19 protein-coding genes and 1 pseudogene are annotated in these 22,182 nt (G+C 35.1%); 16 read left to right on the top strand and 4 right to left on the bottom strand.

The window, feature by feature from the left end:
* Positions 1–42 precede the first annotated feature (42 nt).
* Complete coding sequence (locus FC97_RS04030; protein WP_054643053.1) at positions 43–2,241, bottom strand: ATP-dependent Clp protease ATP-binding subunit; 2,199 nt, start codon at positions 2,239–2,241, stop codon at positions 43–45.
* 326 nt (positions 2,242–2,567) lie between these two features.
* On the opposite strand from FC97_RS04030, the gene FC97_RS04025 reads away from it, so the two are divergent.
* From FC97_RS04025 to FC97_RS03970, 13 genes and pseudogenes are all read left to right on the top strand, one after another.
* The gene (locus tag FC97_RS04025; RefSeq protein WP_054643054.1) at positions 2,568–2,834 is read left to right on the top strand and encodes a phosphocarrier protein HPr; all 267 of its coding nucleotides are present in this window, start codon (positions 2,568–2,570) and stop codon (positions 2,832–2,834) included.
* Positions 2,834–4,558 (top strand): phosphoenolpyruvate--protein phosphotransferase, encoded by a 1,725-nt coding sequence (ptsP, locus tag FC97_RS04020; RefSeq protein ID WP_054643055.1) that lies wholly within the window; start codon positions 2,834–2,836, stop codon positions 4,556–4,558. Before FC97_RS04025 ends, ptsP begins: the two co-directional genes overlap by 1 nt.
* A gap of 112 nt (positions 4,559–4,670) precedes the next feature.
* Positions 4,671–5,417 carry a hypothetical protein gene (locus FC97_RS04015; RefSeq protein ID WP_054643056.1) on the top strand — a complete coding sequence of 249 codons (747 nt, stop codon included), beginning with the start codon at positions 4,671–4,673 and terminating at the stop codon, positions 5,415–5,417.
* A 56-nt stretch (positions 5,418–5,473) separates the two neighbouring features.
* Complete coding sequence (locus tag FC97_RS04010; RefSeq protein WP_054643057.1) at positions 5,474–5,812, top strand: hypothetical protein; 339 nt, start codon at positions 5,474–5,476, stop codon at positions 5,810–5,812.
* A 175-nt stretch (positions 5,813–5,987) separates the two neighbouring features.
* Positions 5,988–6,137, top strand: a complete 150-nt coding sequence (locus FC97_RS13355) for a hypothetical protein (protein ID WP_156314091.1) — start codon at positions 5,988–5,990, stop codon at positions 6,135–6,137.
* 55 nt (positions 6,138–6,192) lie between these two features.
* Positions 6,193–7,686, top strand: coding sequence for an ArnT family glycosyltransferase (locus tag FC97_RS04005; protein ID WP_225868741.1), 1,494 nt, complete (start codon positions 6,193–6,195; stop codon positions 7,684–7,686).
* A gap of 381 nt (positions 7,687–8,067) precedes the next feature.
* A complete protein-coding gene (gene nrdJ / locus FC97_RS04000; RefSeq protein WP_056967838.1) occupies positions 8,068–10,308 on the top strand; it encodes a ribonucleoside-triphosphate reductase, adenosylcobalamin-dependent in 2,241 nt (746 codons plus the stop codon).
* Positions 10,309–10,527: 219 nt separating this feature from the next.
* Positions 10,528–11,058: a DUF2975 domain-containing protein gene (locus FC97_RS03995; protein ID WP_054643058.1), complete on the top strand. Its 531-nt coding sequence runs from the start codon at positions 10,528–10,530 to the stop codon at positions 11,056–11,058.
* A gap of 10 nt (positions 11,059–11,068) precedes the next feature.
* A pseudogene (locus FC97_RS13650) lies at positions 11,069–11,272 on the top strand (helix-turn-helix domain-containing protein); the annotation flags it as partial.
* 696 nt (positions 11,273–11,968) lie between these two features.
* On the top strand, positions 11,969–12,391 hold the full coding sequence (locus tag FC97_RS03985) for a CopY/TcrY family copper transport repressor (RefSeq protein WP_054643059.1): 423 nt from the start codon (positions 11,969–11,971) through the stop codon (positions 12,389–12,391).
* Between the two features lie 5 nt (positions 12,392–12,396).
* The gene (locus FC97_RS03980; protein WP_054643130.1) at positions 12,397–14,445 is read left to right on the top strand and encodes a heavy metal translocating P-type ATPase; all 2,049 of its coding nucleotides are present in this window, start codon (positions 12,397–12,399) and stop codon (positions 14,443–14,445) included.
* Between the two features lie 161 nt (positions 14,446–14,606).
* Positions 14,607–14,834, top strand: coding sequence for a type II toxin-antitoxin system RelB family antitoxin (gene relB / locus FC97_RS03975; protein WP_025086415.1), 228 nt, complete (start codon positions 14,607–14,609; stop codon positions 14,832–14,834).
* Between the two features lie 91 nt (positions 14,835–14,925).
* Complete coding sequence (locus FC97_RS03970) at positions 14,926–16,284, top strand: M20/M25/M40 family metallo-hydrolase (RefSeq protein WP_056967836.1); 1,359 nt, start codon at positions 14,926–14,928, stop codon at positions 16,282–16,284.
* Positions 16,285–16,428: 144 nt separating this feature from the next.
* On the opposite strand, the gene FC97_RS03965 is transcribed toward FC97_RS03970, so the two are convergent.
* A complete protein-coding gene (locus FC97_RS03965; protein WP_056967833.1) occupies positions 16,429–17,421 on the bottom strand; it encodes a sensor histidine kinase in 993 nt (330 codons plus the stop codon).
* A gap of 11 nt (positions 17,422–17,432) precedes the next feature.
* Entirely contained in the window at positions 17,433–18,107 is a 675-nt protein-coding gene (locus FC97_RS03960; RefSeq protein ID WP_054643062.1) for a response regulator transcription factor, read from the bottom strand.
* Between the two features lie 82 nt (positions 18,108–18,189).
* Between FC97_RS03960 and FC97_RS03955 the strand changes: the two genes are divergently transcribed.
* Positions 18,190–18,960, top strand: coding sequence for an ABC transporter ATP-binding protein (locus FC97_RS03955; RefSeq protein ID WP_054643063.1), 771 nt, complete (start codon positions 18,190–18,192; stop codon positions 18,958–18,960).
* On the top strand, positions 18,941–20,938 hold the full coding sequence (locus tag FC97_RS03950) for an ABC transporter permease (RefSeq protein ID WP_056967831.1): 1,998 nt from the start codon (positions 18,941–18,943) through the stop codon (positions 20,936–20,938). Before FC97_RS03955 ends, FC97_RS03950 begins: the two co-directional genes overlap by 20 nt.
* Here the strand turns inward: FC97_RS03950 and FC97_RS13610 are convergent.
* On the bottom strand, positions 20,928–21,200 hold the full coding sequence (locus FC97_RS13610; RefSeq protein WP_148299147.1) for a hypothetical protein: 273 nt from the start codon (positions 21,198–21,200) through the stop codon (positions 20,928–20,930). The two genes, FC97_RS03950 and FC97_RS13610, sit on opposite strands and share 11 nt — an antisense overlap.
* Positions 21,201–21,425: 225 nt before the next feature.
* Here FC97_RS13610 and FC97_RS03940 point away from each other — a divergent pair, with 225 nt between their 5' ends.
* Positions 21,426–22,151, top strand: coding sequence for an MBL fold metallo-hydrolase (locus FC97_RS03940; RefSeq protein ID WP_054643067.1), 726 nt, complete (start codon positions 21,426–21,428; stop codon positions 22,149–22,151).
* The last annotated feature ends 31 nt before the right edge of the window (positions 22,152–22,182 follow it).

Raw genomic sequence — 22,182 nt, 5'->3', positions numbered from 1 at the left:
AATACAGACCTTGTTAGGATCTGTATTTAGAAAGCACCACTATTATTCTTCGGTATCAGGTGCACTATACTTAGAAATTTTAATTTCACCTTTGACAATGCTTGCTTGTAGATCCTTATCCTTTGAATGATCAAGGAAGTAGTCTGCAACTTTGTCTTCAATTTGTTCTTCAATAACACGACGGAGTGGACGAGCACCCATCTTAGGATTGTAACCTAGGTCGACCAATTTATCCTTGGCATCCTTTGTTACATGGATGGTTAGACCTTGGTCGGCAATCATCTTGTTAGTATCATCAAGCATCAAATCAACAATCTTAAGTAGGTTATCTTTAGTTAGAGAGTTGAATTCAACGATACCATCAAATCTGTTAAGAAATTCTGGTTTGAAGAATTCTGAAAGTCTACTCATAACTGAATTAGTTGTTCCAGTTGCTTCGGCACCAAAACCAACATTAGCTTCTTGTAAGCCTTGACCAGCGTTAGAAGTCATGATGATGATAGTATCTTTGAAACTAACTGTTCTACCTTGTGAATCTGTTAGACGTCCATCATCGAGGATTTGCAAGAACATATGCATAACATCGGGATGAGCCTTTTCAATTTCATCAAGTAGAACCAAACTGTATGGATTACGACGAACCTTTTCAGTCAATTGACCAGCTTCTTCGTAACCAACATACCCTGGAGGTGAACCAATTAACTTAGAAATTGAATGTTTCTCCATGTATTCAGACATATCGAATCTGATCATTGAATCTTCAGAGCCGAACAGTTCACGAGCTAATTGTTTAGCAAGTTCAGTCTTACCAACACCGGTAGGACCAACGAATAGGAAGGAACCAATTGGACGTCCAGATTTGTTAAAACCAACTCTGTTACGACGAATAGCTTTAGCTACATCACCAACAGCCTTATCTTGGCCAATGATATGTGACTTCAAATCAGGTTCCAAATTCTTCAATTGGGCTTGTTCATTGGATTGAAGTTCGCCAACAGGAATATTAGTTTTTTCTTCAACAACTTTTTGAATATCTTTTTCAGTAACAGTATTATTATCAGCTGGTTCGCTCTTAGCTCCATCTTTCATTTCTTGGAACTTTGTAACTTGGTCACGATAGTAAGCGGCTTTTTCATAATCTTCATTACGAAGAGCAGCTTGCTTTTGGACCTCAGCATCAGAGATCTTGTTATCTAAGTCAGCCATGTCAACATGATTGATTTGGAGATTCTTCTTAGAACCGGCTTCATCAATTAAATCGATAGCCTTGTCAGGTAAAAAGCGATCCTGAATATAGCGAGCTGATAGTTCAGCAGCGGATTGAATAGCTTTGCTTGAGAATTTAACGTGATGATAATCTTCATATTTTGGTTGAATACCCTTCAAAATTTGAATGGTTTCATCAACACTTGGCTCATTTACTTGAACAGGTTGGAGACGACGTTCAAGGGCAGAATCTTTTTCAATTGTACGATACTCATTTAAAGTAGTAGCACCGACTAATTGCAGATCACCACGGGCTAGGGCAGGCTTCAAAACGTTACCTGCATCCATGCCACCTTCAGCGTTACCAGCACCAACAATTTCATGAATTTCATCAATGAATAGAATAATTTCCTTATTCTTTTGCAATTCATTGATTAGTTGTTGCATTCTTTGTTCAAATTGACCACGAACACCAGTACCTTGGACTAATGAAACTACATCCAAACGTACGACGTGTTTATTTTGTAACTTTTCAGGTACATCGCCGTCGACAATCTTTTGTGCAAGACCCTCGACAACAGCGGTTTTACCTACACCTGCTTCACCAATTAGAACAGGGTTGTTCTTAGTTCTTCTATTTAAAATTTCAATTACACGGTTTATTTCCTTGTCACGACCGATAACAGGATCGATTTGACCTTTTTTAGCGAGATCGGTTAAATCGACACCATATTGATCTAAGACTCCATTACCTCTAGGTCTGCGACCATTACCATTGCCGCCACCAGTTTGAGTTTGAGGACCTTGTTGCTCGAAAGCATTAGGTTGTTGAGCACCATTTAGTGCGTTAAACAAGTCTTCGAAACTAGAAAATCCACCAGATGGATTTTGTGCCATATTATTCATACCTTCGTTAGCTTGATTTCTTAATTTTTGATAACAGTCTTGGCAGAGATTGATTTCTGTTCGTTGACCATTAACACTAGTGTACAAATGAATTGTCGCTTCATTTTTATGACAATTCTGACAAAGCATACGCACCCCACCTTTCCTTTTGCACAGGATACAACGGTAGTATATAATTAGCACTCGACTAATGCAAGTGCTAAGTCTTAGATTTTTATAAAATAATCTTTTTAATAGAAGGAAAAAATATTTTTTTCAAATTTAATTGAAAAAGTTTGGTAATATAAACGCTTTCAGCATCAGGGGTTGTAAGCGTTAAACGGCTTATCACACTTGACTTATCTTGCTATTTTTTAATCAAAACCCTTGTGAAAAATTAGAGATAATGGTAAATTAATTAGTGAATATTTGTAGTGTAACTACAGAATTTTATATTATATGGTGAGGTATTAATTATGGAAAAGAAAGAATTTCACATTATTGCAGAAACAGGTATCCACGCACGTCCAGCTACAATGCTAGTACAAGCAGCAAGCAAGTTCAGTTCAGATATCAACATTGAATTTTCAGGCAAATCAGTTAACTTGAAGTCAATCATGGGTGTTATGTCACTTGGTGTTGGCCAAGGTGCTGATGTTACAATCACTGCTGATGGTGACGACGCTGCTGACGCAGTTGCTGCTATCTCAGAAACAATGACAAAGGAAGGATTGGCAGAATAATGGTTAAAACTATTAAGGGAATTGCGGCTAGTGATGGTATCGCTACTGCAGAAGCATACCTTTTAGTTCAACCAGATTTGTCTTTCACTAAGAAAAGTATTTCAGATGCTGATGCAGAAATCAGTCGTCTTAAGGATGCTATTTCAACATCAGATGATGAGCTTACAAAAATCAGAGATACCGCTAAGGAATCTTTAGGTGAAGAAGAAGCTCAAGTTTTTGATGCTCACAAGATGATTTTGGCTGATCCAGAATTTACAGGCGCAGTTGAAAAAGAAGTTTCAGACAAGGATGTTAATGCTGAACAAGCATTGCATGATGTCTCAGAAAACTTTATTTCAATTTTTGAGGGTATGACAGATAATCCATACATGCAAGAAAGAGCAGCCGATGTCCGTGACGTTACAAAACGTGTTATGGCTCATTTACTAGGAGTTGAATTACCAAACCCAGCATTGATTGATCACCAAGTTGTCATTGTTGCTCATGATTTGACACCTAGTGATACAGCTCAATTAAACAAAAAGTATGTAAAAGGCTTTGTTACTGATATTGGTGGTCGTACAGCCCATTCAGCTATCATGGCACGTTCACTTGAATTGCCAGCTGTTGTTGGTACTGACACAATCACTACTGATGTTAAAGCCGGAGATACAGTTATCGTTGATGGTTTAAGCGGTGCTGCTATCGTTGATCCTTCTGATGATGATATTAAGAAGTATCAACAAAAAGCTAAGGACTTTGCCGAAGAAAAAGCAGAATGGGAAAAATTAAAGGATGAAGCTTCAGTTACGGCTGATGGCAAACACTTTGATATTGCTGCTAATATCGGTACACCTGATGACCTAGAAGGCGTTGTTGAAAACGGCGCTGAAGGTATTGGTTTGTATCGTACAGAATTCCTATACATGCAATCAGATAGTCTTCCAACAGAAGAAGATCAATTCAAGGCTTATAAGAAGGTTCTTGAAGGAATGAAAGGTAAGCCAGTCGTTGTCCGTACTATGGATATCGGTGGTGACAAGCATTTGCCATACCTACCACTTCCTGAAGAAATGAACCCATTCCTAGGCTACCGTGCTATCCGTATCAGTTTGGATAGACAAGAAATCTTTAGAACTCAACTAAGAGCTTTGCTTCGTGCATCTGCTTTTGGTAACTTGCGTATTATGTTCCCAATGATCGGTACATTGCAAGAGTTCAGAGATGCCAAGAAGGTCTTTGAAGAAGAAAAAGCTAACTTAGTTAAAGACGGTGTAGAAGTTTCCGACGACATTCAATTAGGAATGATGATGGAAGTTCCTGCTGCTGCTGTTTTGGCAGACCAATTTGCTAAGGAAGTTGATTTCTTCAGTATTGGAACAAACGATTTAATCCAATACACAATGGCTGCTGATCGTGGTAACGAACATGTTTCATACCTATATCAACCATACAATCCTTCAATTTTGAGATTGATCAAGCACGTTATTGAATCAGCTCATAAAGAAGGCAAGTGGGCTGGTATGTGTGGTGAAGCTGCTGGTGACAACACAATGCTTCCATTGCTATTAAGCATGGGTCTTGACGAGTACTCAATGAGTGCTACATCAGTTCTTCGTGTAAGAAGTTTGATGAAGAAACTAAGCACAAAGGATCTTGCTACATTGGCAGATCGTGCCGTTAATGAATCAATCACTAACGAAGATAACAAGAAACTTGTTGAAGAATACTTGAATAAGTAGAAGTTAACTATTAGAGTCCGCTATGCGGGCTCTTTTTTTTTGCGTAAAGTGAGCAGGAAAAGAAACATCATGATACACTCTTTAATAATTGAAGAAATGAGCGTTTTTAAAAATGAAATTAAAAGTTTTAGTTGTAATGATGTTTAGTCTGTTTGTACTAACCGGTTGTCAAAATCAGCCTTCAACACATGAACAAAAGATTAAAGTAGAACAACGTAATAAGACAATAAAGACTAACCAAAAGAAATGGAATGAAAAATTAAAAAATATTAAAACTTTGGATCAGAATGAATTCAAAAATGCTTTTATTAAAATTCCCAATGGATATGATGATGAAAGTACATCATTAAAGAACTTAGAAAGTGGAAATCAATATTTAGTAAAGGGACAGTTAATTAACCTTAAAAGCATGATAGACCGTCCAATTGCTCCTGAGACCGAAGCAACTGTTTATATAAGTAAAGTCATCAGCGGTGACAAAAAACTTCAAGGTAAGACAATTAAAACAGTTTTTGCTGGGGGATTAACTAAGGGAAAATATTTGTATGGAGATTATGGAATAAAGGATAATCAAAAAATAATTTATTATCCTAGTGCTACTTTTCCAATTCCCAAAATTGGCAGTCATTTAATTATGGGAATCGGTAATTATCATCCTGACAGTAAACGACAAGAAGAAATGTATGAAAAATTTGGTTTAACGAAAAATAATTTTTATACAATTAATAATCCAGAGACTACCTTTTGGGTGAAAACTAATGGAAAATATCAAGTTAATAATCCCGCATTTAACAATAAAGCAGCCGAACATAAATTTAAAAATATTTATAAATTAACTGATAAATTTAATCGACAGTAGGAATTTCTTAATTATGTTACGCTAATAGGAGCTTAAAATTTATTGGGAGATAATTAATGAAAAATAAAGTTATTAGAAATTTTTTGATTTTCATTGGATTCTGGATCGTTTTCGTCAGTATTACTAACCTTATCCATCATCGAGGAATCTTTACCAATTTTCCTTGGGAGGTCCTGCTAATTTTTCTTTTGGCGCTAATACAAGTGCTAACTGATTTAGGTAAAAAGGTTATTTATGGAATAGATATAACAGTTTATTTTATCTTCATGTTATTAACCGGTGGATATTATAATTGGACTTCACTGATTATTTTTGCATTAATGGCTGTTTTCATGTCAGCTATTACATATTTTGTTGGGACTCAGTTTAGATATGGTGAAGTCCTTAAAAAATGATTTTATTGGACCATTAAATGAAAAAATATTGGAATGTCAGAAAATATAAACTATAACAAAATCAAAATCTGGTTTTGTTATTTTTTTGTTTTTTAATTGCGATATATTGATTGAAAACTTATAATGTAATCGATTTCAATATATCAAATTTTAAGTTCACGAAGAGGAATGAAAAATGGATGAGGATGTTTCCAAAGTTGTTTCAGTTGAGATGTTGCCGGATTTTTCTTTGATGATTGAATATAGTGATGGGACTAAGGAACACGCTAAAAATATTTTTAATGACGATCGGACTGTGCCAAGGGATTCTTCTAAAAATAAATGACATAAAAATTGAATTTTTTTTGAAACCCCTCTAATTTCACGGCATGTAATTTAGCGTGATAGAATTAAAGAATATTGGATACTTTACAATTTTCAATATAGTAAGGACGGGGATCTCTATTCTTAAAATTCAAAACGGTATCAGTAAATTTATTTTAGGTGTTTTAGCAATTTTTACGACGTTAGTTCTTTTCAGTATGTCGATGTTTTATTATGAAAATTATGCCACAGTGAATCGTGCTTTTAATTGGGGTAGTTTATTGCTGGCCCTGGTATTTGTAGGAGTGATTGGTTATTTTCTAGTTAGAATCAGTGACCGAAATAAAAAACTTAACTGGACGATTCTTCTAGCAATGTTAGTTGTTTTCGTGATAGTAGCGACTACTTGGGTTTTGGTCGTACCGAAGACTCAATTGAGTGATTTTGGTAATTTTTGGACACGAGTGCCAGGGCTTCAACATGGGGCTAAGCTTTATGAGACTGATAATGACTATTTTTCACGTTTTGCTTATCAATCGGGATATATGGTTTATGTGCTAGGAGTTGTAAAGATCTTTGGTTATCATATCTTTGCAATTCAATTTTTAAATGTAATCTACCAAGCTTTAATTTTGTTTTTTACGTATTTGCTAGCTGTGAAAATTTTTGAAAATATTAAAGTAGCACGTTTGGCAGTACTACTCTTAATGATAGATTTAGATTGGTTTGCGTTGAATAGTCAGGCTAGTAATCAATATTTAGGTTCATTATGCTATTTGATAACCTTCTATTTAATCATGCAAGATAAATTTTGGGCTTACATTTTATCAGGAGTTACTTTGACAATTGGTTGTTTGATTAGACCGATTGGACCAGTGATTGTGGCTGGAATTGTGGTCTTTGCAATACTCTATACAATGTTTGAAAATGGTAAATTCAATTATCAAAAGCCTTTGAAAATCTTGTTATCATTATTGATTTATTTGGCACTTTTTTCTTTGGCTGGTTGGGGAATTAAGGCCTCTGGACTTAATGCTTATGGATTGTCTAATTATGATCCTGAATGGAAATTTGTTACCGGATTAAATTATCAATCTAATGGAACTTATTCACCTGACATGGATCGTTTAATTGATGCAAGCAAGCCACGTAAGGTTATGAGCAAGAAAGAAAAGGCAGCCTTACATCAAGAAATAACTTATTTAAATAAAAATAAAAAATGGTTGAATTTATTTATCAACAAGGTCGGTGGATTATGGTCGCAACGTACGATGGCTACCAATTTTACCGGCTATAGTCAGAATCATTCAGCTAAGACGGTTGAACGAGTTGACTATTTGGCGTATGTTGGTTCAATAATTTTAATAATCTTTTCATGGATAGGCTCATTTAGTCTATTCAAAACAAAATTTAGCAATAATTTATATTTATTATTGTTACCAATGTTGGCATTTGCGGCTGCACAATTGTTGATTGAGGTTCAGGGAAGATATCGAATCGAATTTTTACCGGTTATCGCAATTCTAGCAAGTCTGGGATTGTATCAATTCTTTATTAAAAAGGATGTTTAAATTTTAAAAAACTATCTGGCCAAATGGCTGGATAGTTTTTTTGTAAAAAAATTTATAGTCTCAATCGCCAATCTGACGGTTGATTGACCAAGTCAAGGAAAAAATTTGAGTCGGACCACTTGAAATTTAGGGCTGACTTTAAATTAAAAAAATCATTGCTAAGCAAACTTGGGAGATATTAGAATAGTAATTGCGACTTTGAATTTTTAATTATAAATTAAAATCCAAATTGGATATTTTTAATTTTTAAATTGCCTAAATATCAATACGCAAAACCATTTCTAAAAAGTCAATAGAAATAGTTGAACACTATATATTGTTATCACGAGAGATTAAAGGTACTATATATTGTGTTATTTCAAATGTGTGGAGTGAATATTAATGAATACAATTAATAAAATTATTTTATCAGACGACTTTATTGACGAAGTCAAAAAAACAATTAAACCCCACTGGGGTGAGTTAGGCTGGGTTACTTACAAGCGTACCTATGCTCGCTGGATCCCAGAACTTGGACGTACTGAAAATTGGTCAGAAACAGTTAAACGTGTCATCGAAGGTAACATCAACCTTGATCCACGTTTGAAGGATGATTCATTAACCGATGAACAATATGCCAGCTTGGTTAATGAGGCTCAAAATCTTTATAAATTGGTTTACGGTTTAGCCGCAACACCATCAGGTAGAAATCTTTGGATTTCTGGAACTGAATATCAACATCGCAATGGTGATGCTTTAAACAATTGTTGGTTTGTTGCCATCAGACCACAAAAATATGGTGATAGTCATATCGTGCCTTCTTACTTGAAGCAAGATCAATTAGCAGTTTCAATGCCATTCTCATTCATGTTTGATCAATTAATGAAGGGTGGCGGTGTTGGTTTCTCTGTTGTACCAAGTAATATGAAATTGATGCCTGTTGTTGATAACAAAGTTGATTTAACTGTTCTTATTGGCAAAGAGAGTGCCTCATACGATGATTCAATCGCAGCTGGTGCTGTTGATCGTGATGAATGGTTAAAGGGTCATCAACTTGAAAATACACGTCATTATGAACTTCCTGATACTCGTGAAGGTTGGGTAGTTGGAAATGCCAATATGATCGATGCTCATTTTAACGATGCTAATGACGGCTTGAAAGATGTTGTTTTAGATATTACTAAAATTCGTGCTAAAGGTGAAAAAATTAAAGGATTTGGTGGAACAGCTTCGGGTCCTGTTCCTTTGATTGAAATGTTTTTTGATATCAACGAAGTTTTGAATAATGCCGTTGGTAGAAAGTTAACATCTGTTGACTGTACTGACATGGGTAACCTAATCGGTAAAACAGTTGTTGCCGGTAATGTGCGTCGTTCAGCTGAATTAGCTTTAGGCGGTGCTACTGACGATGACTTTATTACGATGAAGCAAGATCAAAAGAAACTTTACCATCACCGTTGGGCTTCAAATAACAGTGTTGCTGTTGATTCTAAGTTTAATAGATATGCTCCTATTGCTGATTCTATTACTCATAATGGTGAGCCAGGAATTGTCAATCTAGAATTATCACGTAACTATGGTCGTGCCATTGATGGATATCAACCAGGTATCGATGATGGCGTCGAAGGAACTAATCCTTGTGGTGAAATTTCTTTGAGCAACGGTGAACCATGTAACCTATTTGAAGTTTTCCCATTGATTGCTCAAGAACAAGGTTGGTCATTGGAAGAAGCTTTTGAATTAGCAGCTAGATATACTAAACGTGTTACATTTAGTAATTATGATTGGGAAGTCTCAAGAACTGTTATTCAAAAGAATCGTCGTATCGGAGTTTCAATGTCTGGTATTCAAGACTGGATTTTGACAACCTTTGGTAATCGTGTTGTGACTGGTTTTGAAGCTGCCACAGATCCTGAAACAGGAGATACTATTCAAAAACCAATTTACGATCAACGTGTTGCTAAGAAATTTGATGATTTATATCATTCAGTTGTTGCAGCTGACAAGGAGTACTCAAAGGAATTAGGATGCAAGGCTTCAGTTAAACATACAACGGTTAAACCATCTGGTACTGTTGCTAAATTGGCCGGAGTATCCGAAGGTATGCATTTCCACTATGCAGGTTACTTAATTCAAAGAATCAGATTCCAAGACAGTGATCCACTACTACCAGCCTTAAAGGCTTGTGGATACAAGATTGAACCTGATGTTTATACAAAGCATACAATGTGTGTTGAATTCCCAGTTAAAGCCGCTAATGCCGACGACCCTAACTTTGCTTCAGCCGGATCGGTTTCAATTGCTGAACAATTTGCTACACAGGCCTTTCTACAAACATATTGGTCTGATAATGCCGTTAGTTGTACGATCACGTTCCAACCTAACGAAGCAGATGAAATTGCACCATTGATGTATCAATACAGACACGTAACGAAGTCAACTTCGCTATTACCTTATAGTGGTGCCGATTTCAAACAAGCTCCTAAGGAACCAATTGATAAGAAAATTTATCAAGAACGTGAATCAGAAGTTAATGAAAATGTAGCTGCAGTATTTGCTGAACAAAATGATAATCATGACAAGAAAGACATCGAATTAGTCGATCAATCAGACTGTGCCGGTGGTGCTTGCCCAATTAGATAGAGAGCGGAATGGGTTGCCCTTGAGTAGCTCGTTTCCACTAGATTGCATAGAACTATGGTTATTAAAAAAGATAAACAAATTAAATTAGTAAAAAGATGCAAACTTATTTTAACAAGTTTGCATCTTTTTTTACTTACATAATTATCGTAAAACAATATTAAAATATCGGTTAACAAAAATCGATATTTGTATTAGAATACGAGTCAGGGGGTGCTTGAAATGAAAAAATTATCAAGCCTTATTTTAAGAGTATTATCAATTCTGACTGTCGTAGCTCAAGTATTTTGTGGAATTGCAGCTGCATCTGTAATCTTCGCAAACGTTGCAGTGTTATTTGTTTCAGGGGAAGTTGCAACGGAACTTAAGAAGTATGTTCTGCAACCATCTAATCTTAGTAAAGGAATGCTGGAATTAAGTGGACTGAATGCTTTGTTAATCCTAGTAAGTATAATTTTTGCCTTACATGCATTACGTAAGATTATTAATAATATTGCACAAAGCGATTTCTTTGTGGAATCAAACGTGAATAACATGAAGTTAATGATGGGTTCTGTTGTAATTTTCATTTTTGGCAACGTTCTTAGTATGATGTTTTTCTCATTTGGTAATGGTCGAAATTTAAGTTCAGTATTCAGTAATTCTTGGGGACAAGTTGGTAGTTATTTGATACTTTTGGCGATTATTTATATGCTATATCTAGTATTCAAGTATGGTTTCGAATTACAGCATGATTCGGATACAGTTATTTAGGTGATTATGAATGATTAAAATAAATCTCGATTTGATGATGTTAAAGAAAAAAATCTCTTCAAAGGAGTTAGCTCAAAAGATTGGTATTACACCAGCTAATCTATCAATTCTTAAAACTGGTAAAGCCAAAGGTATTCGTTTTGCTACGTTGGAAAAAATTTGTGATGCTTTGGATTGTCAGCCAGGTGATATCTTGGAATATCAGAGAGAAGACGTAACAGACAAGAAGAAAACAATTTATGAACAGGTTTTTGAATTGGTTGATGCAATGTATAACTCTTTAATTGATGAAACTAATTTTGATCCAGAAGTTATCAAGGTTTTGATGACAGCTGGGAAGTACCTTAACGAAAAAAAGATGCCACCGCAGGTGATAGCTGCTAAGACGGTCAATGGTATTATTTTGGCTAATATGTCCAATAAGTCAAAATTGGATCAAAAAAATTCAGACCGTTTAAATCAATTATTGATGTTATCTCGTTCTGAAGGGTATAAGTGGTCATCCGTTGGACCAACTGATTTGGGAGTTCAATTTTAGATTATGAAAGCAAGATATATTTTTTTGCTTGAAAGGCTAGTATGGTAATCATCTTTGATGGTTGGTGTACTGGCCCTTTTGTTTGTAGATAACTATTGCTCTATGTTTAATAGTGGAAATTCCCAAGCCTACTTCGCTCTCTGTCTGAAATGAGCTACGCAAGGGCAACCCATTCTGGTTTGCTACAGTACTGAAATTGCCCACAAAATGCGTGTGCGATTTCAATACTTAGGCAAATCCTCGTGGGCTGAGCGCCCTTGTTTCGCTCTCTGCCATTTTTACAAGCGTAATACTTTACACATTTTGTTTACGGTTGTAAACTAAGAATTGTTGAGAAGACTACAGATGTAAACCTGAAAGGGAAGTGACAATATGACAGAAATTGAAACGATGAGTAAAGCTGAATGGCAAGTAATGAGGATCATTTGGACTTTGGGTCAAGCAACTAGTAAGGAAGTTATTGATATTCTTGAACGAAAGACTGATTGGAAATCTGCCACGATTAAAACTCTAATTGTTCGTTTGCAAAAGAAAAACTTTTTAAAGGCTGAGGAAACCAAACGTCCTTATGTATACAAGCCATTGATAGATGAGGATATGGCTATTCATCAGAGTGTTAACAACTTGTTTGATAATCTTTGTTGCATGCGTAAGGGTCAAGCAATCAAAGATCTAGTACAGAACTCTGAGATTTCTCAAAGCGATATTTCTGATATTGTTGAAGCTTTGAATGTTAAAGCTAAGACAGCTCCAGAGGAAGTCGAATGTAATTGTTTGGAGGCAAATTTAATATGAAAAATATGAATGGAATGAAAATGAATGATAACGATCATTCAGATATGGATATGTCGGGAATGGACATGTCTGGTGGCCACATGATGATGCACGGTGGTCATATGATGGATATGGGGGACTTGAGGAAGAAATTTTGGATTTCGCTTGTTTTGGCAATACCAGTATTTGTACTATCACCATTCATGGGTTTAAATTTGCCCTTCCAAGTTCAATTTCCTGGATCTGATTGGATCGTACTAGTTTTAGCTACAATTTTATATTTCTATGGTGGTAAGCCTTTTATCACTGGTGCTAAAGGGGAACTACAATCTAAGCAACCAGCTATGATGACCTTGATTACAATGGGTATCAGTGTTGCTTATATTTATAGTTTGTATGCATTTGTCATGAATGATCTGGTTCATTCATCACAGCACATTATGGATTTCTTCTGGGAATTATCATCTTTGATTGTGATCATGCTCTTGGGTCACTGGATTGAAATGAAATCTACCATGAGTGCGGGGAATGCTTTACAGAAGATTGCCTCATTAGTTCCTGATCAAGTTCATATGGTACATGATGGAAAAACTATGGATCATGATATTTCCATGGTTAAAGATGGAGATGTTGTTGAGATTCGTGCTGGTGAATCAGTGCCGTTAGATGGACATATTGTTAGTGGCTCTAGTTATATCAATGAATCTTTGATTACTGGTGAATCCAAAGCTGTAAAAAAGGAAATTGGTAGTAAAGTTGTTGGTGGTTCTATCAATGGTGAAGGTACAATACGTGTAAAGGTCGATAAGGCTGCCAATGAGGGTTACTTGTCACAAATCAGTAAACTTGTATCTGATGCACAGAACAATCGTTCTAAGACACAAATGTTGGCCGATAAAGTATCAAGCTGGTTATTCTATGCTGCTTTGTCAGTGGGAATTATTGCTTTTGTTTATTGGTTGATATTCGGCGATATGAATACTGCTTTAAATAGATTAGTGGCTGTTTTGGTTATCGCTTGTCCGCACGCTTTAGGATTAGCTATTCCTTTAGTTATGTCACGTAGTACATCAATCGCCGCAACTAATGGTTTAATTATTCGCGATAATCAAGCTATGGAAAATAGCCGTAAAATTGATTACATCGCAATGGACAAGACCGGAACTTTGACTGAAGGTAAATTCACTGTTAATGGTTTGAAGAGCATTGATCCTACTATTGATGATAGTAAATTATTGTCAGTTATTGCTGGTATTGAGAGTGGTTCTAGTCATCCAATTGCTAGCAGTATTGTGCAATATGCCAAAGATAAGAAAACTGAAATAGCTAATTTTGATGATGTTCAGGCAATTAAGGGCTATGGTATGAGTGGGAATTTAGAGGGTCACAAATATTATTTAGTCAATATGAAGTATCTAAAAAATGAAAATATTCCAGTTGATAACAAATTAGTTCAAACATATTTAGATAAAGGAAATACTATTAGTTACCTAGTGGCAAATAAAAAAGTTCTTGGCTTTGTAGCCTTAGGTGATCGAATTAAGAAGAATACGATTGAATTCATTAAGGAATTAAAAGCTAGAAATATTACACCTATTATGCTAACTGGTGATAATAAAGATGCTGCGGCAATTATGGCTAAACAAATGGGTATTGATGAGTTTAGAGCTGAATTGCTGCCAGAAGATAAGAATAAAGTTATTAAGGAACTCGAATTATCTGGTCATCACGTCATGATGGTTGGGGATGGTATCAATGATGCTCCTAGCCTTGCTGTTGCAACGATTGGTGTTGCCATTGGAGCAGGTACAGATGTTGCCATTGATTCAGCTGATGTAATTTTGTACAACAGTGATCCATTCGATATTATTAAATTCTTGAGATTGTCTCATCATACTTATCAAAAAACAGTTGAGAATCTTTGGTGGGGAGCTGGATACAATATCGTAGCAATACCATTAGCAGCCGGAATTTTAGCAGGGGTTGGATTTGTTTTAAGCCCAGCTGTTGGAGCAATCGTGATGTCACTTTCCACAGTCGTTGTTGCTATTAATGCATTAACTTTAAAGATGTAATTTAGAGAAGTTGCTATACATTGTGTCATTAACTAGCCATATTGGATATTCAATTTATAAAATAAAAATTATATAATAATGAATTGTGAATGGCTTAACTATTGAAAAAAACTGTTCATGAGGATACACTAAGTTTGATATGGGACAGGTGGTGATGAAAGATGGCAACTATCTCTTTCCAATTAGATGATTTTGATGAAAAGGTGATCCGCAATTATGCTAAATCGAAAGATATGAGTATTTCATCTTTTCTTCGTACAGTAGTGATTGAAAAAATAGAAGACGATATTGATGATGAGCTATATGAACAAGCGTTACAGGAATCCAAGAATGGATCTCAAGATATTACGCTAGATGATTTGAAAAAAGCGATGAGTCGGTATTGTTAGATAAAAAAGCAGAGTAATTAATTCTGTATTAAGATAGGTAGTAAGTCCACATTTGTGGATTTACTACCTATTTTTTTGAGAGGCGATAATTTTGATCCAAAGAGATAAATTTATTGAAGATCATTCTAAAGATTTTGAAGTTCTTTTAAAAAAGTTAATTACAATTAGAAGTTTTAGTGTCACTGGTGAGGGAATTGAAGATGCTGTAAGCTTTTTGACCAATCTGTTGAAAAAACTATTACATGCCGATATTGAAGTGATTCCTACCAAAGGACATCCCATCATCATAGCTAAAATCACAGGTGCCACTAAAAGAAATGTTTTATTGTACGGACATTATGACGTTATGGCTGCTGGTGATATTTCTAAATGGCAAAGTGATCCCTTTACATTATCTAAAAGAGAAGGACGTTTCTATGGCCGAGGAGTTGGTGATAATAAAGGACAATTGTTGGCTCAAATATTGGGTGTCTATTCTTATATAGAACTACATCAAACTTTACCTTTTAATGTGACTTTTTTTATTGAAGGTGAAGAGGAGCAAGGCAGCCCAGATTTAGCAGCGGCCGTGAAAGAATTGGCCCAGACAAAATTGAAAACAATTGATACAGCCATTGTTGTGGATGGATCGGCTAATCCTGATGGAACCAATGTTTTACGCTTAGGTAATCGTGGCGTTTTTGCTTTTGAATTAATTTCAAAGACGGGACAACACGATAATCATTCAGGCAGCTTTGGTAATATTATGACCAATCCAATAACTCAGTTGTTCAATTTTCTGATTAGAATCTATGATGTTAAAACTGGCCAAGTAAGGATACCTCATTTTTATGACGGAATTTTGGAACCAACAGCACGAGAAAAAGAATGGATAGCAAAATTACCTTTTAATAAAGATGAAATTATTGCACAAGCTGGAATTAATCAGTTGGCAATGGATAAATTTACTTATTATCATAAATTGATGTTTGAGCCTACCTTTAATATCTTTGGGATTAAAGGCGGATATTTACAGAAGGGGGTAAAAACAAGTATTCCTTATGAAGCCTCATTAAAGGTTGATTGTCGTCTTGTTGATCAGCAGGATATCTCTGTCATTAAAGAGAACCTTTTGAAAATATATCAACCAGAAATTGCCAGTGGACAGTTGCAAGTTAGAGTATTAGGCGAATTGCCACCAGAAAAAACGCAGGCTACAACTGAACAAATTGAATGGCTCTATCAAGCAATTAAAAGGGCTACTGGTAAAGCTTATATAGAACCAGTAATGCCAGGATCAGTTCCAAATTATGTTTGGAAGAACTTTTTAAAGGTTCCTGTTTTTACGATTCCGTATGCTAATGCTGATGAACGCAACCACGATATTGATGAGAATATGACAATTAAGAATTTCTATAATGGTATTCGTATTAGCTATGAAATATTATCTGGAAACTCTTCCGAGATATAAAGCTATGTATTTCCGAGGATACAAAAAGAGCCAGACACTGAGATGTCTGACCCTGAATAAATAATATTTCAATTTTTTCTCAAGACAAAGTAAGTATGTTTAATACGTAATTTTGTAAAATAATTTAGTTACGACTAAATCATTTTACTTGTAATAAGGTAAATCAAGAAAGGTGATGACAAACTCGGTTCCTTGACCTACTTGAGACTTGACTTCAATCGTATGACCAAGTTTGTCGATCATCTTTTTAACTAAATACAAGCCCATACCAGTAGATTTACTACCTGATTGGCGGCCATTATTACCGGTGAAGCCCTTGTTATAAATTCGGCTAACATCTTGATTGGCGATACCAATGCCATTGTCCTTGATATGTAATTCAACATTATTGTTTTTATCTGTTGTAAAAATAGAGATTTTGCCACCACGATCGGTATATTTCAGACTATTGGAAATAATTTGATTGAGGATGAAACTTAACCATTTTTCGTCAGTTAAAATTTTCTTATCAGTAATGTCCAAACTGATACCAATACGCTTGTTAATAAAGAGACGTTTGTTGGTTCTAATAGAAGCTTTAACGATATTGTTGAGGTCTTGTTCTTGGATTAAATAATCATTGGAAAAGTTATTTAATCGGGCAAAATAGAGAGCCTGATCAACTAGGTAATCGATTTGATCAATTTCTTCATCGACTAAGTTCTTGTCTAATTCGTCATCTTGTGAGAGCTTCAAAGCTGCCAAAGGAACTTTAATATCATGAACCCAAGATTCTGTATATTCCCGTTGGTCCTTTTGATTTTGATAAAGTTTAGTCAATTCATTACGGTATTCTAAAGAAATATTATTGATTTTTTCCTGAATATATTTCTGTTCATTATTGTTAGCGCCAACTAGTTCTTTGGATAGGTCGTTTTGATAACTCTCTAATTGCTTGTACCAGAACTTTTTATGATTGTAAGAAATCGATAGATTTACTACTAGAAAAACCATAGCTAAGATCCACGTGTAGATTAGTGTCCCAGGATAGAAGTCGACGTTAGGGTCGAGAAAGAGAACTATTTCTACGAAAGTAACACCAATCAGTACAATTAGAATTGAATAAATATGATCCTTTAAATATTTGAAAAATGACATAATTTACCTCGTTAAGGAATAATGTATCCTTGACCAACTTTAGTTACAATATAATTTTTGAGACCATACTTCTCGATTTTGCTACGAAGACGATTGATGTTGACGGTTAGGGTATTATCATCAACAAAGCGTTCGTCATCCCACATGAAATTAAGCAATTGCTCACGGGTAACAATTTTACCTTGATCTTTTAAGAGACGCTGAAGTAATTTGTATTCATTTTTGGAGAGGTCAATTTTATTATCATCAATTTCAACTGAACCGCTTGAAAGATTCAATTTCAAACCATTGTGTTCGATCACGTCACTAGTATTCTTGGTGAAATCGTAAGTTCGACGTAATAAAGCGTTGATTTTAGCCACTAAGATATCGACCGAAAAAGGTTTTTCCACAAAATCATCAGCACCCATATTCATTGCCATAATTTGATCCATATTGGAATTACGGGATGAGATGATTATAATAGGGGCTTTAGAAATTTTTCTGATCTCCTGATTCCAGTAGTAACCGTCATAAACAGGCAGATTGATATCTAAAAGAACTAGATCGGGTTTGTATTCATTAAACTGATCAATAATATTATTGAAATCCTTCGTAATATAAGAATTGATTTGCCATTTGGCAAGGTTCTCACTGATTAACTTGGAGATGGATTGGTCATCTTCGATAATCATAATTTTAGCCATATTAAAATTCCCTCCGTGCTAGAATGAAGACACTATGTATATAATATGATAACAATAATTATTTAATTATGGAGAAATTACGTTGCAAATAATTGTAAAGAATATTTCAAAAGATTTTGGAAAGAAAAGAAGTGCTGTTCATGCCATTAAGGATATCAGTTTAAAAGTTGAACATGGTGAATTTTTAGGAATCATGGGTCCTTCAGGTGCCGGAAAGACGACACTTTTAAATATGATATCTACTAATGAACGTCCTGATCATGGTCAAATAATTGTTGATGGTCAAGATCTGACACAATTACATGATCGTGATCAAACTAAGTATCGTCGTAACAAGATGGGATTCATCTACCAAAGTTTCGAATTGCTGGATTCTTTGAATGTGAAAGAAAATGTTATTTTACCACTAGCCTTAAATCGGTCAAATAAGAAATTAATTGAAGAACGTTTCGACTACATGATGAATTTACTTAATATTAAAAAATTGAGCAAACGTAATATTGATGAATTGTCCTTAGGACAGCGTCAAATTGTAGCGGCTGCCAGAGCCTTGATCAATAGCCCGGGGATTCTATTCGCAGATGAACCAACTGGAAGTCTTGATTCAAAATCGGCAACGATTTTATTGAACTATATGCAATTAGTCAATCAGCGTGAGAAAACGACCATTTTAATGGCAACACATGATGCTTTCACGGCTAGTTATTGTAGTCGTGTGATTTTTATTAAAGATGGTGTAGTTTTCTCTGAGGTTGTTAATCCTGGTAATCGGGATAAGTTCTTTGAACAAATAATCAATATGCAACGGACAATTGGAGGGGGAAGCTATTTCAATGTATCGCAAGATAATTAAACGCAGTTTATACAATATGCGTGATAGCTATTTAATATACATCCTAGCTTGTGCCTTTGCCATTGGAGTCTTTGGAATTTTGATTTCTTTGGGCGATAATCCCTCTGTTCGAGTTTCATTGCGATCATGGAATTCATTTATTTCAGATATAACTATTATGATGAGTGGACTCTTTGCTTTCTGTGCCTTTATTTATATGGCTTACGTTGGTGGCTTTTTCATCAAGCAGCAGCGAAATGAGTTTCGAACTTTTGAGAAGTTAGGAATGCAACGATGGGTCATTGTAGCGATTAGTTTTATTCAGACAGCGATTGTGCAAGCTTTTGCCTGGATTATTGGATTATCCGCAACTTTAATTTTTCAAAAGTTTATGGGGATGGCACTATTTTATCTGATGCGCTTACGTTTTAATTTCATAATGCACATCAGTTGGAATGATATTTTCCTTCTAGCTAAAATGTTTTTCTTTTCGACATTGGTTTTAAGTGTAATTAATGCTATTAAGACTTTTCTGATTCTACGTCGAAAGACGGTTAAGCGTGAAATAAAGACGCGTTGGTGGTTAAGGATTCCAGCAGGGTTCTTTGGCCTATTGTTATTGTTTAGCGCTCAGATCTGCACGGTGTCGTTATTTTACGATATGCATACAATTAGTTATTCATCCAAACCAATCACTGAGATATTCTTTGTTATGATAGCTGATATTTTTGGAACATATTTAGTTTATTTTGGATTCCTGCCGACTATTTTAAATACTCTACAACGAATTCATTCAGTTTCCTATTCGGGAATCAATATGTTTTCTTTTAAGTATTTGAAGGAAAGACTATTTCAAAATATTTCGATTCTGTGGTTTGTAACTGAATTATCGGCTCTGGCCTTGATGTTACTGACTTTTTGTTATTTTGGATATCAAGCGGTGCATCGTAATTATAATAGCGCCTATCCTTTTGAATTGGCCGCTGATAAGAACACTGCTGGTGTGATTAAACAGGAATTGAAAAAGAGTAAAGCACATATTAAAGGTGAATATCAGACAGCTGTAAAGATTAATTTGGTGTCTTATTATAAAAAAGATGATCAAGACTATATTCGTCAACCGATGACTTTTATGTCATATAGCGATTATATGTCTTTACCTAAACGGATGCGGAAATGGAATGGCAAGATCAACTCGCGTGAATTCTTGAAAATTGATTATAATGGATCGATTTTTGAAAATCGACATTTTAAGGAACATGATATTCGAGTTAAAGATTCACCAGTTATTGCTACAGTTAAGACCGGTAGCTCGTTTCCCTATGGGAGCTCAATGCATTTTGGACCAATGATGGTTGTTCCAGACAAGTATTATCAGAAAATGCCAGCTGAAGTTGAAGATGTTTTTTATGGTTGGGATTTTAAAAAGGGCGATCGTCTGAGTACGAAGCAATTGGAAAAATTAGATAATTTCCGTGATGCATACTATATGAAAGTTAATTTCAAGAAGACCTTGAATCAGTCCACTATCGAAGTATTGAAGAAGGCACCTAATAACGGTTCTTCGATCTATACGCAAGCAGGTTTTTTGAGGCAGGGGAGCATTAAAAAGAATTTTGCCCAAGGTGGTGGATTCTATCTGTTTATTGTTTCATTATTCAGTATTGCTTTGTTAATTGCCTTAGGCAGTGTTTTGACGTTGAGAATTCTTTTGAGGGATGACTATCAGTCACGACAATTACGGACCTTACAAAAAATCGGTGTCGAGGAAAGTGAGGTTAAGCGTATTGTTCGTCGTGAAAATACGTTAACATTCCTGATACCGTTGATTTTTGCTCTGGCACAATCAATTGTTGCGATTGCGATGTCGAATACTGGACGGCATATCTCAAAAAATATTATTTTGATTTATGCTGGTTATGTCGTTTTATATGGCCTTTTTGGCTTAGTGAGTTTCAAAGTCTCTTGGCATGGTATTAAACACAAATTTAGTCTGTAACAATCGAGTAACTTTTAGTGAAGAAGCCAAAGTCCTCTTCATTTGTACCCTGAATTTGTGATTGAACTTCTAGTTGTAAATTTTTGTTCCACTGTTTTATTTGATGAGTTTGTGTAAAAGTCTTAAGAATTAAATATTCTCTTGGGCTATCTCTTTTTTGGAAGACAGCTGTTGCGGTAGAATTAAAGGAGTATTCGTGGAGACTGAATAATTTATTTTCAAATAACTTGGCTTGATCAGGATTAAATTTTAGATATGTCAAGGAATATAACCTATTGAATTCTTCATACTCTCCATTGATACTACGGTATTGCGCAAAAGTGGATAACTTTTTTATTAAAAGATGGTCTGCGTTAATACTAAATAAGGGTTTTAATAAAGTATCAGCAGAAGTTTGCTGACTCTTTAAAAAATTATATGTGCCTAGCTTTAATGTTATGTTCATAATTATTGAAATCCTTTCAATTTAAATTTTTTGGAGGTTTCTATGTTAGTTACAGTATTAGGTTTTTACGGAGGGTATCCTTATAAAGGAATTGGTACTTCTGGATACTTATTGCAAAACGACGGTAAGAATTTGTTGATCGATTGTGGTAGTGGTGTTTTGAATTCACTATCTAACTACATGCAACCAACTGATTTAGATGCTGTTGTTTTATCCCATTATCACCATGATCATACAGCAGATGTGGGTGTTCTGCAGTACAATTGGCTCGCTGCTAAAAAAGAAAATCCACTACCTATTTATGGTCATACACAAGATTTTGTCAACTTTGCTCAACTGACAGAATCTAATGCAACTAAAGGAATCGCCTATAACGACTATGAACCAACTGAGATTGGAACATTAAAATTCGAATTTCTCAGAACAGTTCATCCAGTTCCAGCTTATGCGATGAGAATTACCGATAGTAAAGGTAAGGTAATCGTTTATACAGCTGACACCACATATTTTGACGGTTTAGTCGACTTTAGTAAAGATGCAGATTTATTAATTGCTGATACTAATTTCCCAGAAGACGTAACTGGTCGTAAATGGCACTTAAATACAAAAGAAGCTGGTACCTTAGCTAAAGATGCCAACGTCAAACGTCTTATGATCAGTCATTTACCTCAAACAGTTGATGTTGAGACAATGTTAAGTCAATCACAAAAATATGCAGGAGAAATTCCAGTCGTGAACGCCTTCCAAGGATTAGAAATCGAAGTTTAATCGCAGAGTGATAGGATTCTATTTTCAATGA

The sequence above is a fragment of the Companilactobacillus kimchii DSM 13961 = JCM 10707 genome, assembly GCF_001435445.1.
GTDB lineage: Bacteria > Bacillota > Bacilli > Lactobacillales > Lactobacillaceae > Companilactobacillus > Companilactobacillus kimchii.
Note: the sequence above shows the minus strand (reverse complement) of the source record. Positions and strands in the feature narration are given on the sequence as shown.

What these genes read in the sequence shown, in the direction of transcription:
- FC97_RS04025 (WP_054643054.1), top strand. Translation starts at nt 2,568, where the DNA reads ATGGAAAAGAAAGAATTTCACATTATTGCAGAAACAGGTATCCACGCA.
- FC97_RS04030 (WP_054643053.1), bottom strand. Translation starts at nt 2,241, where the DNA reads ATGCTTTGTCAGAATTGTCATAAAAATGAAGCGACAATTCATTTGTAC.
- FC97_RS03940 (WP_054643067.1), top strand. Translation starts at nt 21,426, where the DNA reads ATGTTAGTTACAGTATTAGGTTTTTACGGAGGGTATCCTTATAAAGGA.
- FC97_RS04015 (WP_054643056.1), top strand. Translation starts at nt 4,671, where the DNA reads ATGAAATTAAAAGTTTTAGTTGTAATGATGTTTAGTCTGTTTGTACTA.
- FC97_RS03960 (WP_054643062.1), bottom strand. Translation starts at nt 18,107, where the DNA reads ATGGCTAAAATTATGATTATCGAAGATGACCAATCCATCTCCAAGTTA.
- relB (WP_025086415.1), top strand. Translation starts at nt 14,607, where the DNA reads ATGGCAACTATCTCTTTCCAATTAGATGATTTTGATGAAAAGGTGATC.
- FC97_RS03980 (WP_054643130.1), top strand. Translation starts at nt 12,397, where the DNA reads ATGAATGGAATGAAAATGAATGATAACGATCATTCAGATATGGATATG.
- FC97_RS03995 (WP_054643058.1), top strand. Translation starts at nt 10,528, where the DNA reads ATGAAAAAATTATCAAGCCTTATTTTAAGAGTATTATCAATTCTGACT.
- FC97_RS13355 (WP_156314091.1), top strand. Translation starts at nt 5,988, where the DNA reads ATGGATGAGGATGTTTCCAAAGTTGTTTCAGTTGAGATGTTGCCGGAT.
- ptsP (WP_054643055.1), top strand. Translation starts at nt 2,834, where the DNA reads ATGGTTAAAACTATTAAGGGAATTGCGGCTAGTGATGGTATCGCTACT.
- FC97_RS03965 (WP_056967833.1), bottom strand. Translation starts at nt 17,421, where the DNA reads ATGTCATTTTTCAAATATTTAAAGGATCATATTTATTCAATTCTAATT.
- FC97_RS03950 (WP_056967831.1), top strand. Translation starts at nt 18,941, where the DNA reads ATGTATCGCAAGATAATTAAACGCAGTTTATACAATATGCGTGATAGC.
- nrdJ (WP_056967838.1), top strand. Translation starts at nt 8,068, where the DNA reads ATGAATACAATTAATAAAATTATTTTATCAGACGACTTTATTGACGAA.
- FC97_RS03985 (WP_054643059.1), top strand. Translation starts at nt 11,969, where the DNA reads ATGACAGAAATTGAAACGATGAGTAAAGCTGAATGGCAAGTAATGAGG.
- FC97_RS04010 (WP_054643057.1), top strand. Translation starts at nt 5,474, where the DNA reads ATGAAAAATAAAGTTATTAGAAATTTTTTGATTTTCATTGGATTCTGG.